Below are 13,667 nucleotides of genomic sequence, written 5' to 3'. Positions count from 1 at the left end.
GTGGACGGTATGCATGCAAAGGACATCCTCATCGACGGTTACAGCCGCATCCAGGAAGAAGTCCATGCCGCCGTGGAAGGCCTCGGCCCCGACGACCTCAACCACCGGCCCGCCGTCGGCGCCAACTCCATCTCCTGGCTGATCTGGCACCTCACCCGCGTCCAGGACGACCACGTGGCCGACGCCTTCGGGCTCGACCAGGTGTGGCTGACCCAGGACTGGGAGAAGCGCTTCGCCCTCGACCTGCCGGCCCGCGACACCGGGTACGGCCACAGCCCCGCCAAGGTCGCCAAAGTGCGGGTCGACTCGGCGGAGCTGCTGACCGGGTACTACGACGCCGTCCACGCACAGACCCTCGACGTCCTGCGTGACCTGTCTGCCAAAGACCTGGAACGCGTCGTGGACCCGAACTGGGATCCGCCGGTCAGCCTGGGCGTCCGGCTGGTCAGCGTCCTGTCCGACGATCTGGAGCACGTCGGACAGGCCGCCTATCTCCGGGGGCTCCGTCAGAGCGCGTAACCCGGCAGGACCACGTCCTCGATGAGGGCCTTGCGCTCGTCGAACGGGATGAACGCGCTCTTGACGGCGTTCACGGTGACCGTGCGCAGGTCCTCGACCGTCCAGCCCGCCTCCTCGACCAGCAGGGTCATCTCCCGGGTCATCGTCGTACCCGACACCAGACGGTTGTCGGTGTTGAGGGTGACCCGGAAGCCGAGGTCCTTCAGCGCGGTGATCGGGTGCTCGGCGATCGAGGTGGCGGCGCCGGTCTGCAGGTTGGAGGTCGGGCACATCTCCAGGGCGATACGGCGGTCGCGGACCCAGCCGGCGAGACGGCCGAGCTTGCCGTCCACGATGTCCTCGGTGAGGCGCACGCCGTGCCCGATGCGCTGGGCGCCGCACACCTGCAGGGCCTGGTGGATGCTGGGCAGGCCGTGCGCCTCACCGGCGTGGATGGTGAACGGGACACTCTCGCGGCGCAGGTGCTCGAAGGCGTCCAGGTGGTCGGCGGGCGGGAAGCCGTCCTCGGCGCCGGCGATGTCGAAGCCGACGACACCGGCGTCACGGAAGGCGACGGCGAGGTCGGCGGCCTCCCGGACGCGGTCGAACATCCGCATGCCGCACAGCAGGGTGCCGACGCGGACCGGGGTGCCCGCGGCCGCCGCCTTGGCCATGCCCGCCGCGAGGCCCTCCTGGACGGTCTCGACGACCTCGGGCAGGGTCAGCCCGCCGTTCACGTTCAGCTCGGGTGCGTAGCGCACCTCGGCGTAGACGACACCGTCGGCGGCCAGGTCGAGCACGTACTCCTCAGCGGTGCGCAGCAGGCCCTCGCGGGTCTGCATCACGGCGAGGGTGTGCTCGAAGGTGGCTATGTAGCGCACCAGGTCACCGGAGTTGGCGGCCTCGAAGTACCAGGCGGCGAGCTCGTCCGGGTCGGTGGTGGGCAGGGTGTGGCCGACCGCGTCCGCGAGTTCCACCACGGTGGCGGGGCGCAGGCCGCCGTCGAGGTGGTCGTGCAGGACGGCCTTGGGCAGGCGGCGGATCACTTCGGCGTCTACGCGCGTAGCAGTCATGGCGGGTCTTTCGTTGAGCGGGTGGTTCTGGGCGGTGGCAGGAGCGTGCGGCGGGAGGAGGCTCAGTCGGCGGGCTGGAGCAGGTCCCAGCGGTTTCCGTACAGGTCCTGGAAGACGGCGACCGAGCCGTACGGCTCATGGCGCGGCTCCTCCAGGAAGGTCACGCCCGCGGCGAGCATGCGGGCGTGGTCGCGGGCGAAGTCGTCGGTGTGCAGGAAGAAGCCGACCCGCCCGCCGGTCTGGTCCCCGACCCGGCCGCGCTGCGCCTCGCCCTTCGCCCGGGCCAGTAGCAGGGCGGTGCCCTGCGCCTCGGCGCCGGGCTGGACGACGACCCAGCGGGAGCCGTCCGGGCGGGGGGTGTCCTCGACGAGCCGGAATCCGAGGGCTTCGGTGTAGAAGCGGATCGCCTCGTCATAGTCGTCGACGACGAGGGTGACCAGGGCGATGCGTCTCATCGTGGCCTTTCGGAGAGGGTGATTGACGGGAGAGGTTATACGTAAAACCTCGAGTTCGCCAGTCGGCCCCTGTCACTGCCGTCGTCTAGAGTTCCATAGACCGTCTACATGGCTGTAGTCACTCGGCTGCGGCATCGGGTCGCGCCCGCGCGCCCACGACGAAAGGGGCAGCCCAGCATGACCACAGGGCCTCGCACGCACACGCATCCGAGCATCCCGGTGGGCCGCTTCGCGATACCGGCGTTCCTTCTCCGCCCCAGCCCCACGACGGAAGAGCGCCGCCATGTGCCCCCGACCCGCGAAGACCACCGCCGACCACCAGCCGCGACGGCCGCGGCGACCTCGCGCGCACGCCCTGCTGCGGCGCCACCTCGGCGCGGCGATCACCCTGGCCTACGCCGCCGCGGCCCTGCTGCCCGCTCCCGGCCTGTGGCTGCGGCGCCCGCACGCGATCGGCATCCCCTCACTCGCGGAACTCGCCCTGAGAACACCGCAGTTACTCCTCGCCCTGGTGCTGTTCAGCGCCGGACTCCAGGTGCCGCTGCGTGAGCTGCGGCTGCTGCTGCGGCGCCCGGCCGCTCTGGTCGCCGGGCTCGTGCTGCACGTGGTGGCGCCGCTGCTGATCGTCCCCGGGGTCGCGTTCGCACTGCGGCACTCCCCCGACCAGGACGGCGGCAGCGGCATGGTCGCCGCGATGATCCTGATCGTCGCGATGCCGGTGGCGGCCGGGGCGACGGTGTGGACCGCCAAGGGGGACGGCGACCAGCCGACGGCTGTCGGGCTGGTCCTCGCCTCCACCCTGGTCAGCCCGCTGACGGTGCCGCTCACCCTGGCGGCGCTGTGCCCGCTGCTGCGCGGCGACTACGCGGGCCGGCTGGCCGACGCGGCGCAGACCGCCGGGCACGCCTTCGCGCTCACCTCGGTCGTGCTGCCCTGCGGCGCGGGCCTGTTGTGCCGGCTGCTCCTGCCCCGGCGGGCGTCGGACGGGCTCGTCGGCGCCGCCGTCGCCGTGGCACTCCCGGCCTCGCTGCTGCTGACGTATGTCAACGCCAGCGGCGTTCTGGGGCCGTTCCTGCGCCATCCGCGTCCGATGCTGCTGGCGGCCGCACTCGCCGTCGCGGCGACGGTGTGCGGTCTGTCCTTCGCGCTGGGGCGGGTCGCCGCCCACGCGCTGCGGCTGGATGCGAGAGCGGGCGCGTCCGTGACGCTGGCCTGCGGGATGAACAACAGCAGCGCCAGTGCCGTGCTCATCACTACGACGCTGCCCGACCGGCCGCACATCCTGCTGCCGGTGCTGGCGTACGGGCTGCTGCAGAAGGTGGCGGCGGGGCGGGTCGTGCGCGGGTTCGGCGCCCGGAGAGAAGGAGGCCGACAGACCTAGGACCGCGGCCCGAGGTGCGATCCCGGACGGGCCGGTAGCGTCCCGGACATGAAGATCACCGAGCCGTCCCGCAGCCCTGAGCAGCGCAAGCAGGACGTACTGGCCCGATTGGCACGGGAGTTGGACATCTGGGTCGCCACCGCCGACGAAGGCGGACTGCCGTGCCTGGTTGCGCTGTGGTTCGCCTGGGACGGGGAGTCGGTCTGGATGTCCACCCGGGTCACCAATCCCACGGGCCGCAATCTGCGCGACGGCGGGCGCACCCGGCTCGCGTTCGCCGACACGCAGGACGTGGTGCTCGTCGACGGGGACGTGGAGATGTTCGCCGGGCGGGATGTGCCGGCCGCGGCGGCCGACGCGTTCGTGACGAAGACGAGGTGGGATCCCCGCAAGGACGGCACGTCGTATGCCTTCTTCCGGGTGCGGCCGCGCGGCGTGCAGGCGTGGCGCGGGGAGCATGAGCTGCCCGGGCGGCATCTGATGCGGGACGGCGTGTGGGCGGTCTGAGACGACTCGACAGGACGACTGAGGGGCCCGGCAACGGGCCCCTCGACCTCAACTGACCTTGCTGTGCAGCCGATTGAGTCGCTCCAGCTCGTCGGCTGTGAGGCGGAGCGCACCGGATGCCACGTTCTCGGCGAGGTGGTCGGGGTTGCCGGTACCGGGTATGGCGAGGACGTGCGGGCCCTGGTGGAGCGTCCAGGCGATGCGGACCTGGGTGGGACTCGCGTCGTGGGCGCGGGCGACGGCGAGCACTTCCTCGTCGTGCGTGGTGCTCGCACCCTTCGCCCCGCCCTTGCCCGCGACGGCGAAGAACGGCACGAAGGCGATGCCCTGTTCGCCGCAGATCCGCACCAGTTCGTCCGTGACCGGGGCGCGGTGACCCAGCCCGTACCGGTTCTGCACGCACACCACCGGCGCGATGGCCTGCGCCTCGGCCAGGTGCCGCGGCTCGACGTCGGACAGGCCGAGGTGCCGGATCAGGCCCGCCTCGCGCAGCTCGGCCAGCACCCCGAAGTGTTCGGCGATCGAGTCCTGCTCCATGCGGCGCAGGTTGACGACGTCAAGATGGTCGCGGCCGAGCTGCCGCAGGTTCTCCTCCACATGGCCGCGCAGCTGGTCGGGGCGGGCCGGTGTGGCCCACTCCCCCGAGTAGTCGCGGTAGGGGCCGACCTTCGCGACGATGACCAGGTCTTCGGGGTACGGGGCCAGCGCGCTGTTGATGATCTCGTTGGCGGAGCGCAGCTGGGAGAAGTAGAACGCGGCCGTGTCGATGTGGTTCACGCCGAGCTCAACCGCCTTGCGCAGCACGGCGATCGACCGTCCGCGGTCGCTCGGTGTCCCGAGGTGGAAGGCGGCGCTGCCCGTCAGCCGCATGGCGCCGAAGCCGATGCGGTTGACGGGCAGGTCGCCGAGTTTCCAGGTTCCCGCGGCGTCCGCGGTGATCGTTTCGGAGGTCATCGGCGGAGTCTCGCACACGCCCGACGTGCCGACGCCGGGACTTTACGGATGCATGTACGAGTTCGGGGCGGCTGTCAGCAGTAGAGGTTGTCGCCCGGCGAGACCCCCAGTATCTGGGTGAAGCGCTGGTAGGCGTCGACGCGACTCTGCACCTGCGCCGGATTCTTGCCGTCGCACTCCAGGGAGCCGTTGATGGAGCGGATGGTCTGGCCGAAGCCGGCGTTGTTGACCATGGCGTTGTGCGGGGTCATGGTGCCGGGGCCGGACTGGGTGTTCCAGTACCACAGGCCGGTCTTCCAGGCCACGGACGCGTCGTTCTGTACCAGGTAGGGGTTGTCGAGCAGGTCGATGCCGAGGGCGTCGCCCGCGGCCTTGTAGTTGAAGTTCCAGGACAGCTGGATCGGGCCGCGCCCGTAGTAGGCGGCCTGGCCGGCCGGGCAGCCGTAGGGCTGGCTGGCGTCGCAGTAGTGGGGGTAGTTGGAAGTGTCCTGCTCGACCACGTAGACCAGCCCGCCGGTCTCGTGGCTGACGTTGGCCAGGAAGGCAGCGGCCTCCTGCTTCTGGACCGTGTCGCTGCCGGTGGTGGCGAAGCCGGGGTAGGCACTGAGGGCGGCCGTGAGCCCGCTGTACGTGTAGAACGAATTCCGGCTCGGGAACATCTGGTTGAACTGCGACTCGCTGACGACGAAGCCCGCGGCGGATGCGGTGGGGGCCGGCTGGAGCGCCAGGAGGGCGCCGCCGAGGGCGAGCGAGGACAGGAGTGCGGCGATGCGGCGTCTCGACAAGGAATGAACTCCTTTGCGGAGCACGGCCGCTCCCGGCCGAGGGCAGACCGGAGCCCGGCCTCGGGCGCATGCGCCGGCCGGACCGGCCACGGCGTGGGGGCGGCCGCGGTGGGGGGTTGTGGTGCCACACTCAACCGCTTTGGTCTGTACCAGTCAAGGGTGTAGACCAGTCAATCCCCTTCCTCGACCGGGAGATTGCGCAAAGGTGCCCGGCGCGCAGTGCACGCCGGGCACTTGAAGGACCGGAGTCCGGCTTCGTGTCGTCGATGTGGCGATGTGCTCCAACTGGAAGCGGGTGCCGCCCTCCTCGGGCGTCAGGCGGAATTCGATCCAGCCCTGGAGCTGACAACGGCCCCCCAGCCTTAGCTCTCCCCTCACCGGCAGCAGCCAGTACCTTGATGGTGCGCATACCGACCTGCCGGCGCACGGCGCTGATGACAGCTGCCGGGTTCCTTCAGGACGGACCGTCGCGAACCCGTTCTCCCGCAGCACGTTCAGATGCGCCACTGCCAAAACGCCCGGCCGCACCGCCGGCCGGGCGCTCTCCTCACCGGGTTCAGCTCAGCGGCTTCTGCAGCACCGCCTTGCGGTGGCTGAACGTCTCGATCGAGTAGCGGCCGTGATAGCGGCCCATGCCGCTCTCCCCCACACCGCCGAACGGCAGGTCGGAGACGGTGAGATGGGCCAGCGGCAGGCCGTGGCCGAGACCACCGGAGGACGTCTCGGCGGCGATCCGGCCACGCGTCTCGGCGGACTCGGAGAAGACGTACAGGGCGAGGGGCTTGTCGCGGTCGTTGATGAAGTCGATCGCCGCGTCCAGGTCCGACACGGTGACGATCGGCAGGATCGGCCCGAAGATCTCCTCCTGCATGACGGGCGACTTGGGGTCGACGTCCGCCAGGACCGTCGGTGCGATGTACTTCGTCGTATGGTCGCTGCCGCCGCCGACGACGGCGCGGCCCGAGTCGAGCAGGCCGGCCAGCCGGTCGAAGTGCCGTTCGTTGATGATCCGGCCGTATTCGGCGGAGGCGGACGGGTCGGTGCCGTACAGCGCCTGGACGGCACGGGTGAACGCGGGCTCCAGGGCGGCGGCGGTGGCCGGGTCGGTCAGGACGTAGTCGGGAGCGACACAGGTCTGACCGGCGTTGAGGAACTTGCCGCGGGCCAGCCGGTCCGCGACCACGTCGAGGTCGGTGTCGCGGTCGACGAACGCCGGGGACTTGCCGCCGAGTTCGAGGGTGACCGGGGTGAGGTGCTCGGCGGCGGCGCGCATGACGATGCGGCCGACGGCACCGTTGCCGGTGTAGAAGATGTGGTCGAAGCGCTCGGCCAGCAGGGCCGTGGTCTCCGGGATGCCGCCCTCGACAACGGCGACCGCGTCGGTGTCGAGGTAGGCGGGCAGCAGGCGGGCGAGTGCGGCCGAGGTGGCGGGGGCCAGTTCGCTCGGCTTGGCCACCACCGCGTTGCCCGCGGCGAGGGCGCCGACCAGCGGGGCGAGCAGGAGCTGGGCGGGGTAGTTCCAGGGGGCGATGACGAGGACGACGCCGAGCGGGTCGTACTGCGTCCAGGCGCTCGCGTCCGCGCCGAGATGGGCCGGGACCGGGGCGGCTTCGGGGCGCAGCCAGTCGGCGAGGTGGTCGAGGGTGTGGTCGATCTCGCGGACCGTGAAGTCGATCTCGGTACGGTGGGCTTCGGTGGAGCTCTTGCCCAGGTCGGCGTGGAGGGCGGCGGCCAGGTCGGGGCCGTTCTCCGTGAGCAGTTCGCGCAGTCGGCGCAGTTGGGCGGTGCGCCACTCGACGGGCTTGGTGCGGCCGGTGCGGAAGGTGGCGCGCAGCCGGGCCACGACGTCGGCGGGCTGCTCGGGGGTGGAGTGGTTCACGATGCCTCGCTGCTGGAACGGTCAGAGTCAGGTGTACATGGCAACCTTTCATACACCAAAATAAATTCCGGCGCCGGACGACTACTTTCCGCAGCGAACCCATCACAAGCCGGCGAGCCCGTCACGTGCGGCCGAGTTCCTGCCGCCGCCGTTCCAGAAAGGCCCGCTCCGCCGCGCTCTCCGAGCGCGCGATGGCCGCCTCGTACGCCCGTACCGCCTCGGTGTCGCGTCCCAGGCGGCGCAGCAGATCGGCGCGGACGGCGTGGAAGACGTGGTAGCCGTCGAGGTCCAGCGCGTCGACGAGCTCCAGGGCCTGGCGGGGTCCCTCGGTCTCGGCCACGGCGACGGCCCGGTTCAGCGCCACGACGGGGCTCGGCGCGAGGGCCATGAGCTGGTCGTACAGCTGCCGGATCTGGCCCCAGTCGGTGGCGTCCGCGGTGGGCGCGTCGCTGTGGACGGCCTGGATGGCGGCCTGGATCTGGTACGGCCCGGGCTGGTTGCGGCGCAGGCAGCGGCGGACCAGCGACTGCCCCTCGGCGATGAGCTCCCGGTCCCAGCGGCTGCGGTCCTGCTCGGGCAGCGGTACCAGTTCGCCGTTCTCGTCCAGCCGTGCGGGGCGGCGGGAGTCGACCAGGAGCATCAGCGCGAGCAGGCCGGTGACCTCGGGTTCGTCCGGCATGAGCTCGGCCAGGAGGCGGCCGAGGCGTACGGCCTCCGCGCACAGCTCGGGGGTGCCGGCGTAGCCCTCGTTGAAGATCAGGTAGACGACGGCCAGGACGCCCTTCAGCCGGTCCGGGAGGTCGGCGTCGCGGGGCACCCGGTACGGGATCCGGGCGTCGCGGATCTTCGCCTTGGCGCGGACGAGGCGCTGGGCCATGGTCGGCTCGGGCACCAGGAAGGCGCGGGCGATCCGGGGCGTGGTGAGTCCGCCGAGCAGGCGCAGGGTCAGGGCGACCTGCGCCTGCGGGGCGAGCGCCGGGTGGCAGCAGGTGAAGATCAGGCGGAGCCGGTCGTCGCGCACGGGTCCCTCCTCGGCCGGTGCGTCGGGGGTGTGCAGCAGGGCCGCCTCGGCGTGGCGGGCCTCGCGGGAGGACTCGCGGCGCAGCCGGTCGATGGCACGGTTGCGTGCGGTGGTGATGATCCAGCCGGCCGGGCTCGGCGGCACGCCGGTCTCCGGCCAGCGCTGCACGGCCGTCGTGAAGGCGTCCTGCACCGCTTCCTCGGCGAGGTCGATGTCGCCGAGGAAGCGGACGAGGACGGCGACGGCGCGACCGTACTCCGCACGGAAGACGGCCTCGATGTCGACGGGACGAGACATCACTCCTCGGCCTGGTGCATGAACGGGCGCACCTCGATGGGCAGGGTGGTCGCCCAGGTCGCCTTCTTGCCCCATTCCAGGGCCGCGTCCAGGTCCGGGGCCTTGATCAGGCAGATGCCTCCCAGGTACTCCTTGCCCTCGGCGTACGGTCCGTCGGTGATCAGGACGTCACCGTCCCTGGGCCGCAGCACGGTGGCCGTCTCGGGGCCGTGCAGCCCGCCGGCGAAGACCCAGGCACCGGCCTCGCGCAGTTCCGCGTGGAAGGTGTCGAGGTTGCGGACGATCTCCGCCATGGCCTCCGGCCCGGGCGGCGTCCCGTCGGTCGGTGTGATCACGCTGAGCAGGTAGTACTGCATGAGGTCCTCCTTGGCATCGTGTCGTTCTCTCACCTCCTACACGAACGGCACACCCCCGGATCGACACCGCGCACGACGGCATCGGGAGAATCTTCTCCATGACCGCCGCACCGCACCCCCTCGTCGCCACCGCCCAGTCCCTCGCCGACGGCCTCCTCGCCCCGAATGCCGCGCGTGTCGACCAGGAGGGCGTGCCCGCGAGCCATGTGGAGGCCGTCAGGCGGTCGGGGCTACTCGGTGTGAGCGCGCCGCGGGAGTACGGCGGGGCGGGTGCCCCCGACTCGGTGGCACGGGAGATCCAGGAGATCCTGGCCGGCGCGTGCTGCTCGACCTGGTTCGTGCAGACCCAGCACCACACGCCGGTGCGGCTGCTGGCGAGGTCCGAACTCCCCGCGCGGGAGCGGCTGCTCGGTCCGCTGGCCTCCGGTGAGCTGCTGGCCGGCATCGCCTACGCCCATGTCCGCGCCTTCCCCCGCCTCCCCGTGCGGGCCACGGCAGAACGGGACGGCTGGCGGTTCGACGGCACCGTGCCCTGGTACACGGGCTGGGGCCTCAACGACGTGATGCTGCTCGCCGGTGTGACCGACTCGGCCGAGATCGTGTTCGCGTTCGCCGACGCCCGCGAACAGCCGGGGCTACGCGCCTCGGAGCCGATGCCGCTGGCGGCACTCACCGCCGCCCGTACGGTCTCGCTGGAGCTGGACGGCCTGTGGTTGCCCGAGGAGAGCATGGTGCTGCGCACCCCGCAGGAGAAGTTCGCCCTCGTCGACCTGCCTCGGAGCACGAACACGTCCCCGGCCGTCTTCGGCGTGGCGTACGCCGCGCTGCGCGTGCTGGAGGACGCCGGAGAAACAGAGAACGCCCGGGTGCTGCGCGGCCGCCTCGACGAGGTGCGGCGGCGGGCGTACGAGCTGGCCGACCACCCGGTCCCCCACGAGCACGTCGAGGAACGGCTGGCGCTCAAGACGCGGTCGTACGACCTCATGCGCGCGGCCACGACCGCGGCGGTCGTGGCCGGTGGCGGCCGCACCATGGACGTACGCCATCCTGCCCAGCGGTTGGCCCGCGAGGGGATGTTCCTGCTGGTGCAGGGGCAGACGTCGGTGGTGCGGCGGGCGCACCTCGACGCGCTCACGGAGATCCGGGAGTCCTAATGATCAAGAGTCCGACCGACATCGTCGAAGAGGCGTTCCGGCACTACCGGTCACAGGACCGCGAGGCGGCTCACGCGCTCTACGCCGACGGCTTCACCTTCACCAGTCCGCGGGACGACCACATCGACAAGGCGGCCTTCTTCGAGCGGTGTTTCCCGACCGCGGAGCGGTGTTTCCCGACCGCGCAGCGGTTCGTGGAGCAGCGGCTGCTGCACGTCGTGCCCGCCGACGAGGAGCTCGTACTCGTCCACTACGAGTACGAGCTCACGACCGGCGGCCGGTACCGCAATGTCGAGGCGATCACCGTCCGGGACGGGCTCATTCGGGAGGTGCAGGTCTTCTTCGGCGGTGGTGTGTGACATACCACTAGCTCGCGAACGGCACCTGCGCCGACGCCACGGCCAGGTTGCCGAACGGGTGCTGCCAGAGCCCCTGTGCGGCCAGGCGCGGAAGCACGCCCTCGCCGAACCAGTACGCCTCCTCCAGGTGCGGGTAGCCGGAGAGCACGAACTCGTCGATGCCCAGGGCGTGGTACTCCTTGATCCGCTCGGCGACCTCGTCGTGGCTGCCGACCAGGGCGGTGCCCGCGCCGCCGCGCACCAGGCCGATGCCGGCCCAGAGGTTGGGGTGGATCTCCAGGCCGTCCCGGTTGCCGCCGCCGTGCAGGGCGAGCATCCGTTGCTGTCCCTCGGACTCGCTGCGGGCGAGTCCGGCCTGCACGGACTTCACGGTCTCCGGGTCGAAGCCGGCGAGGAGCCGGTCGGCCTCCGCCCAGGCCTGCTCGGAGGTGTCGCGGGTGATGACGTGCAGCCGGATGCCGAAGCGCAGGGTGCGCCCCTGCTCGGCCGCCAGCCCCCGGATCCAGGCGATCTTCTCGGCGACCTGTGCGGGCGGCTCCCCCCAGGTGAGGTAGCTGTCGACATACTTGGCGGCAACCTCTCCGGCGACGGGCGAGGACCCGCCGAAGTACACCTCCGGGACCGGGTCGGGCACGCGGGCCAGCTTGGCATCCTCGACGTGGAGGTACTCGCCGTGCAGGTCGACCGTCTTGCCCTCCCACAGCCCCCGTACGATCTCCAGGAATTCGCCGGTACGGCGGTAACGGGCGTCCTTGTCGAGGAAGTCGCCGTAAGCCCGCTGCTCGTGGCTTTCGCCGCCGGTGACGACGTTGAGGAGCAGCCGGCCGCCGCTCTGCCGCTGGAAGGTCGATGCCATCTGGGCGGCGAGCGTCGGGGAGACGAAGCCGGGGCGGAAGGCGACCAGGAACTTCAGGTGCTCGGTGTTCTGGCTGACCATGGCGGTGGTCAGCCACGCGTCCTCGCACCAGGCGCCGGTCGGCGTGAGTGCGCCCACGAAACCCAGGTCCTCGGCGGCCTTGGCGATCTGGCTCAGGTAGGCCACCGTCGGCGGCCGGTCGCGTCCGGAGGAGGTGGCGGGGGTGCCGTGGCCGCCGCCGACCACGTGGCGGCTGTCGCCGTTGGTGGGGAGGAACCAGTGGAAGGTGAGGGACACGTGGGGTCTCCGATCAGAGGTGTCGCGGGTGGTGCGGATCGCGCTAGAGGAGGCCGTGGCGGGGTGGCCGCGTGCCGTTGAGCACGTACCGGCCGATGTGCTGGATCTTCCAGCGGGTCGGGTCGTGCAGCGTGTGGGTGCGGGCATCGCGCCAATGCCGGTGCAGGTTGAGGGAGTTGAGCGCGGAACGGGTGCCGGACACCTCGAACAGGGCGCTCGCCACCTCGACCGCGGCCTGCGCGGCCTGCACCTTGGCCGCGGCGACCGCGATGGACGCCTCGGCCGCCGTGTCGTCGGTGAGGTCGCTGCGTGCAGCGTCGACGGCGCGGGCGGCCTCGCGCAGCAGCGCCTCCGACGCCCGTACCTGCAGGGCGAGTTCACCGAAGCGCTGGATCAGCAGCGGGTCCTCGGCGGCCGTTTCGACACCGCTCTCGAACCAGGGCCGGCTCTTCGTCCGTACGAACTCGGCGGCCTCTGCGAGGGCACCCGACGCGATGCCCGCGTCGATCGCGGCGTGCAGCAACTGGGCGACGGCGCCGTGGAGTTGGGGTCCCTCGAAGGTGAGGTGGTGCGGCAGGACACGGTCGCCCGGCACCGGGACGCGTTCGAGCCGGACGGTGCCGCTGGCCGTTGTCCGCTGGCCCAGGCCGTCCCAGTCGTCGACGACCGTGAGGCGGGGGGCGTCCGCGGGGACGTAGGCGACGTGCAGTTTGTCGTCGTCGGCGCGGGCCAGTACCGGGATCCAGTCGGCGAAGAGGGCTCCGGTGGAGTAGTGCTTGACGCCGGTGAGGAGGTAGGAACCGTCCGGCTGCGGTTGCAGCCGGGTGCGGATGTCCTGGACGTGCTTGGTGCCCGCCTCGGACTGGGCGTTGCCGAAGCGTCGGCCGGCCAGCAGCTCGGCGAAGAAGAACTTCCGCTGTTCCTCGGTGCCCTGACGGCGGATCACATTGACGTAGGCGAAGTGGCTCTGCGGGATCTGGGCGAGGCTGCCGTCGGCCGAGGCGAGCAGGCGGAAGATCTCGGCGAGGGTCAGCGCGGAGACGTCGGCGCCGCAGTGCTCGGCGGGGACGGTGACCGCGAGCAGTCCGGAGGCGGACAGCCGGTCCAACTCCTCGCGCGGGAGCCTGCGTGCGGCGTCCCGGGCGGAGGCGCCGGCGCGGAACTCCTCGGCCAGGGCGGCCGCGACGGCGAGGGCCTCCGCCTCGTCGGCGATGACATGGGCGGACACGGCGCTCAGCTCGCCGCGGCCAGGAGCGGGGTGCGGACAAGGGCGGTGGAGAACTGGTCGACGACCTGCGTAAGGGCCTCGGTGGCGCCCGAGGCGACGGTCAGCGAGCCGTCCTCGTGCACAGTGATGTCCTTGTCGAGGATGAACCAGCCCTGCACGATGTGGCCGGCGCCCATGGAGCTGAGGACCGGGCGCAGCGCGTAGTCGATGGCCAGGACGTGGGCGGTGGAGCCGCCGGTGGCCAGCGGCAGCACGGTCTTGCCGGTCAGGGCGTACTGCGGGAGCAGGTCGAGCAGCGCCTTGAGGACTCCGGAGTAGGACGCCTTGTAGACGGGGGTGCCGACGACGACGCCGTCGGCCTGCGCGAACAGTTCGGTGGCCTCGACGATCGCGGGGTGCTTGAAGTCCGCGCCGAGCAGGGCCTCTGCCGGAATGGTGCGGACGTCGAGCGGGATCACCTTGTGCCCCTGCGCGATCAGCCGCTTGTCCAGGTGGCGCAGCAGACGGTTGGTGCGGGAGGAGGCGGAGGGGCTGCCGGAGACGGACAGGACGGTGGCCATGGGTCCT

At 71.3% G+C, this 13,667-nt stretch carries 15 protein-coding genes; 5 read left to right on the top strand and 10 right to left on the bottom strand.

Annotation, left to right across the window (positions count from 1 at the left end):
* Window positions 1–9: 9 nt before the first annotated feature.
* Window positions 10–519 (top strand): DinB family protein, encoded by a 510-nt coding sequence (locus tag ACFY10_RS32875; protein ID WP_390668864.1) that lies wholly within the window; start codon window positions 10–12, stop codon window positions 517–519.
* Here the strand turns inward: ACFY10_RS32875 and ACFY10_RS32870 are convergent.
* Together ACFY10_RS32870 and ACFY10_RS32865 are read right to left on the bottom strand one after the other, a co-directional pair.
* Entirely contained in the window at window positions 507–1,571 is a 1,065-nt protein-coding gene (locus ACFY10_RS32870; RefSeq protein ID WP_390668863.1) for an adenosine deaminase, read from the bottom strand. The two genes, ACFY10_RS32875 and ACFY10_RS32870, sit on opposite strands and share 13 nt — an antisense overlap.
* A gap of 62 nt (window positions 1,572–1,633) precedes the next feature.
* The gene (locus ACFY10_RS32865) at window positions 1,634–2,026 is read right to left on the bottom strand and encodes a VOC family protein (RefSeq protein WP_390668862.1); all 393 of its coding nucleotides are present in this window, start codon (window positions 2,024–2,026) and stop codon (window positions 1,634–1,636) included.
* Between the two features lie 283 nt (window positions 2,027–2,309).
* On the opposite strand from ACFY10_RS32865, the gene ACFY10_RS32860 reads away from it, so the two are divergent.
* Both ACFY10_RS32860 and ACFY10_RS32855 read left to right on the top strand, forming a co-directional pair.
* Window positions 2,310–3,407: a sodium-dependent transporter gene (locus ACFY10_RS32860; RefSeq protein WP_390668861.1), complete on the top strand. Its 1,098-nt coding sequence runs from the start codon at window positions 2,310–2,312 to the stop codon at window positions 3,405–3,407.
* 48 nt (window positions 3,408–3,455) lie between these two features.
* On the top strand, window positions 3,456–3,914 hold the full coding sequence (locus tag ACFY10_RS32855; RefSeq protein ID WP_390668860.1) for a pyridoxamine 5'-phosphate oxidase family protein: 459 nt from the start codon (window positions 3,456–3,458) through the stop codon (window positions 3,912–3,914).
* Between the two features lie 48 nt (window positions 3,915–3,962).
* Here the strand turns inward: ACFY10_RS32855 and ACFY10_RS32850 are convergent, their stop codons facing one another.
* The 5 genes from ACFY10_RS32850 to ACFY10_RS32830 all read right to left on the bottom strand — a co-directional run bounded on the left by ACFY10_RS32850 (window position 3,963) and on the right by ACFY10_RS32830 (window position 9,206).
* Window positions 3,963–4,868, bottom strand: coding sequence for an oxidoreductase (locus ACFY10_RS32850; protein WP_390668859.1), 906 nt, complete (start codon window positions 4,866–4,868; stop codon window positions 3,963–3,965).
* 74 nt (window positions 4,869–4,942) lie between these two features.
* Window positions 4,943–5,653: a chitinase gene (locus ACFY10_RS32845; RefSeq protein WP_390668858.1), complete on the bottom strand. Its 711-nt coding sequence runs from the start codon at window positions 5,651–5,653 to the stop codon at window positions 4,943–4,945.
* Between the two features lie 556 nt (window positions 5,654–6,209).
* Window positions 6,210–7,532, bottom strand: coding sequence for an aldehyde dehydrogenase family protein (locus ACFY10_RS32840; protein ID WP_390668857.1), 1,323 nt, complete (start codon window positions 7,530–7,532; stop codon window positions 6,210–6,212).
* Window positions 7,533–7,653: 121 nt separating this feature from the next.
* Window positions 7,654–8,850, bottom strand: coding sequence for an RNA polymerase sigma factor (locus ACFY10_RS32835; RefSeq protein ID WP_390668856.1), 1,197 nt, complete (start codon window positions 8,848–8,850; stop codon window positions 7,654–7,656).
* Window positions 8,850–9,206 carry a YciI family protein gene (locus ACFY10_RS32830; protein ID WP_275770724.1) on the bottom strand — a complete coding sequence of 119 codons (357 nt, stop codon included), beginning with the start codon at window positions 9,204–9,206 and terminating at the stop codon, window positions 8,850–8,852. The genes ACFY10_RS32835 and ACFY10_RS32830 overlap by 1 nt, the downstream gene beginning before the upstream one ends.
* A gap of 98 nt (window positions 9,207–9,304) precedes the next feature.
* Here ACFY10_RS32830 and ACFY10_RS32825 point away from each other — a divergent pair, with 98 nt between their 5' ends.
* Window positions 9,305–10,360 (top strand): acyl-CoA dehydrogenase family protein, encoded by a 1,056-nt coding sequence (locus ACFY10_RS32825; protein WP_390668855.1) that lies wholly within the window; start codon window positions 9,305–9,307, stop codon window positions 10,358–10,360.
* On the top strand, window positions 10,360–10,719 hold the full coding sequence (locus ACFY10_RS32820; protein ID WP_390668854.1) for a nuclear transport factor 2 family protein: 360 nt from the start codon (window positions 10,360–10,362) through the stop codon (window positions 10,717–10,719). Before ACFY10_RS32825 ends, ACFY10_RS32820 begins: the two co-directional genes overlap by 1 nt.
* 7 nt (window positions 10,720–10,726) lie before the next feature.
* Here ACFY10_RS32820 and ACFY10_RS32815 read toward each other — a convergent pair whose 3' ends face one another.
* Genes ACFY10_RS32815 through ssuE form a run of 3 tightly spaced genes read right to left on the bottom strand, consistent with a single transcriptional unit; the run spans window position 10,727 to window position 13,660 of the window.
* Window positions 10,727–11,872 carry an LLM class flavin-dependent oxidoreductase gene (locus tag ACFY10_RS32815; protein WP_390668853.1) on the bottom strand — a complete coding sequence of 382 codons (1,146 nt, stop codon included), beginning with the start codon at window positions 11,870–11,872 and terminating at the stop codon, window positions 10,727–10,729.
* A 43-nt stretch (window positions 11,873–11,915) separates the two neighbouring features.
* Entirely contained in the window at window positions 11,916–13,100 is a 1,185-nt protein-coding gene (locus tag ACFY10_RS32810; protein WP_390668852.1) for an SfnB family sulfur acquisition oxidoreductase, read from the bottom strand.
* Window positions 13,101–13,105: 5 nt separating this feature from the next.
* The gene (gene ssuE, locus ACFY10_RS32805; protein ID WP_390668851.1) at window positions 13,106–13,660 is read right to left on the bottom strand and encodes an NADPH-dependent FMN reductase; all 555 of its coding nucleotides are present in this window, start codon (window positions 13,658–13,660) and stop codon (window positions 13,106–13,108) included.
* Window positions 13,661–13,667 lie beyond the last annotated feature (7 nt).

Origin of the sequence: Streptomyces sp. NPDC001401, from assembly GCF_042895385.1 — a bacterium.
GTDB lineage: Bacteria > Actinomycetota > Actinomycetes > Streptomycetales > Streptomycetaceae > Streptomyces.
The sequence above is the reverse complement of the archived record's forward strand: the minus strand, read 5'-3'. Positions and strand labels throughout refer to the sequence as shown.